The sequence below is a fragment of the Actinosynnema sp. genome, assembly GCF_052038725.1.
The window spans coordinates 1-2,686 of record NZ_JBQGCX010001533.1 but is presented as its reverse complement, the minus strand read 5'-3'; the positions used below and the strand labels follow the sequence as shown (position 1 = coordinate 2,686).

4 protein-coding genes are annotated in these 2,686 nt (G+C 74.3%); 2 read left to right on the top strand and 2 right to left on the bottom strand.

Annotated features, from left to right (window positions below; genetic code table 11):
• Nucleotides 1–145 precede the first annotated feature (145 nt).
• Entirely contained in the window at nt 146–319 is a 174-nt protein-coding gene (locus tag ACTUAL_RS32225; RefSeq protein WP_157767908.1) for a hypothetical protein, read from the top strand.
• A gap of 5 nt (nt 320–324) precedes the next feature.
• On the opposite strand, the gene ACTUAL_RS32220 is transcribed toward ACTUAL_RS32225, so the two are convergent.
• A complete protein-coding gene (locus tag ACTUAL_RS32220; RefSeq protein WP_232520076.1) occupies nt 325–690 on the bottom strand; it encodes a VOC family protein in 366 nt (121 codons plus the stop codon).
• A 102-nt stretch (nt 691–792) separates the two neighbouring features.
• Here ACTUAL_RS32220 and ACTUAL_RS32215 point away from each other — a divergent pair, with 102 nt between their 5' ends.
• Nucleotides 793–978, top strand: coding sequence for a hypothetical protein (locus ACTUAL_RS32215; RefSeq protein ID WP_440902872.1), 186 nt, complete (start codon nt 793–795; stop codon nt 976–978).
• A 61-nt stretch (nt 979–1,039) separates the two neighbouring features.
• On the opposite strand, the gene ACTUAL_RS32210 is transcribed toward ACTUAL_RS32215, so the two are convergent.
• Nucleotides 1,040–2,686: alpha-galactosidase (locus tag ACTUAL_RS32210; protein WP_440902871.1), on the bottom strand; the 1,647-nt coding region annotated here is incomplete at its 5' end.

The window sequence follows — 2,686 nt, the reverse complement described above, 5'->3', positions numbered from 1 at the left end:
GGGGGTGGGGGGCGCCCGGCGGGGGGGGGGGCCGCCCGCCGGGGGGGGGGGGCCCCCCCCCCCCCCCCCGCTGTTCAGGTGACGGACGTTCACCTTCGCCTCTCAGCGGGAACCCCCGGTGCACTCGACTTCCGGAGGTGGCGCCGTGAACCGCGGCCTGTTCGTGGGTGTGGTCGTGCTGGGCGTGCTCCTGGTCGGCGTGCTGATGCCGACCGCGAGCGCGGGCGAACCGGCGGCGAACGGCGGCGCGATCTACACCGTGTTCCTGGCGGCGATCCTGGCGGGCACGATGCTCGGCACGTCCGACGAGCGGCGCTGAGCCGGTCACCCCCAGGTGCGGGCCGTCGCCGCGAACACCTCGGGCTCGCTCTGCAGCGGAACCACGCACAGCAGCTGCCCACCCGGCGCCCGCAGCACGTGGCACCCCTCCCACACGGACACCTCCACGGCCCCGAGCCCGGTCAACCTGCGCACCTCGGCGCCGACGTCGTCCGTCTCGATGTCCACGTGGTACCGGGGCTCGTCGTCCACCGCCTGGACGTCGAGCGCGATCCCGTCCACCGCCCCGTCGACGGCCGTGAACTGCTCCTCCCCGACCACCGGCCTGACCCGCCCCCCGAGCGCGGAAGCCCAGAACCGCGCCGCCTGCCCCGCGTGCTCGGCGGGCACGTCGACGAAGATCGCGTACAACCGACTCCTGTGCATCCTCCCGACTACCCGTGACGCGGCGGAGTTCACCCGAGCCGCACGACGGGTACCCGAAGCGCCGTCGGGGCCGACTGGGGAGGGGCCGTGCGCCGGAGGCTGGGGTTGTTCGGGGGGACCGTGCTGTTATCCGGGCTGCTGCTGGGGGTGCTGCTGCCCACGGCGCGGGCGGGCCGGGGGGCGGTGGACGGCGAGGCGCTGTACGTGGTGGCGATCGCGGCGCTGATCGTGGGGATGGTGCTGGTGCTGGTGCTGACGGCGCCCCGGCGCTAGCGGAAAGCGAGCCACGCGGGGCCGCGCCGGGAGGAACCCCCGACGCGGCCCACAGGCCAACTCACACCGCCGTGGCCCTGATCAGCACCAACCGCTCCGGGTACAGCACCGGCGCCTGCACCCCCATGACCTCCAGCGCCCGCCCCCCGGCCCGACCCCCCTCCGGGGTCCACCAGGGCAGGGGGTTCCCCCAGTGGTGCGCGTTCCCGTCCGGCACGTCCCCCGGCGCCAACGGCCGCACGTGGTACTCCCGGTCCGCCAAAAGCCCAGGCAGCCGCACCGCCCCCGTCGGGTAGATCTCCGACGTCCCGTGCGCCACCACCGCGTACACCGCGTCCGACCCGTCCTCCGCCACGACCCCGTGCACCTCGATCGCCGGGTCCGGGTGGTCCCCGTGCACCGACACCCCGGTGTGCAGCAGCCCCCGCAGCGACTTGTACAGCCCCACCCACTCCGTCAACCGCGCCCGGTCCTCCGCGGTCACCCGCGTCAGGTCCGACTCGATCCCGAAGTGCCCGAACAGCGCCGTCCCCGCCCGGAAGTCCAGCTTGTGCAGCCGGTCCGTCGTGTGCGACCGCCCGTCGCCCACGTGCGACCCCATCAGCTCCAGCGGGATCAGCAGGTTCGTCCACCGCTGGATGCGCTGCCGCTCCAGCGCGTCGATGCAGTCCGACGTCCACACCCGGTCCGTGCGCTGCAGGATCTCCAGGTCGATCCGCCCGCCGCCCGACGAGCACGACTCGATCTCCACCTCGGGGTGCCGCGCCCGCAGCTCGTCCAGCAGCCGGTACACGGCCAGCGTCTGCGCCCGCACCCCCGCCTGACCGCCCGGCTGGTGCCCGGCCTCCACGAGGTCCCGGTTGTGGTCCCACTTGAGGTACGCGATGTCGTACTCGCTCAGCAGCGAGTCCAACCGCTCCAGGACGTAGTCGTACGCCTTCGTCAGGTCCAGCACCTGCTGCTGGCGCGCCGCGCGCGGCAACCGCCCGCCGGTGGCCATGATCCAGTCCGGGTGGGCCCGCGCCAGGTCCGAGTCCTCGTTGATCATCTCCGGCTCGACCCACAGCCCGAACTGCAGCCCCAGCCCGGTCACGTGCGAGACGATCGGCCCGAGCCCGTCCGGCCACACCTCGTCCGACACGTACCAGTCGCCGAGCCCGCGCTTGTCGTCGCGCCGCGACCCGAACCAGCCATCGTCCAGCACGAACCGCTCCGCGCCGACCTCGGCCGCCGCGTCCGCCAGCGCCTTCAACCGGTCCAGGTCGTGGTCGAAGTACACCGCCTCCCACGTGTTCACCACGACCGGCCGGGGCGAGGTCGGGTGGCCGGGGCGCGAGCGCAGGAACCCGTGGAACCGCGCCGACACCGAGTCCAGCCCGGCCGCGCCGTACGAGCCGTACTGCCACGGCGACTCGTACACCTCGCCCGGCGCCAGCCGCCCCTCGCCCGCGAGCAGCAGCTCGCCGGACCCGAGCAGGGACACCGCGTGGAACGTGCGCTCGGCGAACGTCCGGTGGTTGCCCGACCAGGCCGTGTGCACCGCCCACACCTCGCCGCGCCGGTTCGCGAAGCCCTCGGTGCCCGCCGCCAGCACGTACGCCGTGTCGTAGCCGGTGCGCCCGGTCCGGTTCTCCCGCACCCGCAGGCCCTGGGTGAACCGGGTCCGCTGCGGGGCCCGCTCGCGCAGGTGGTGGCCGCTGAAGTCGAG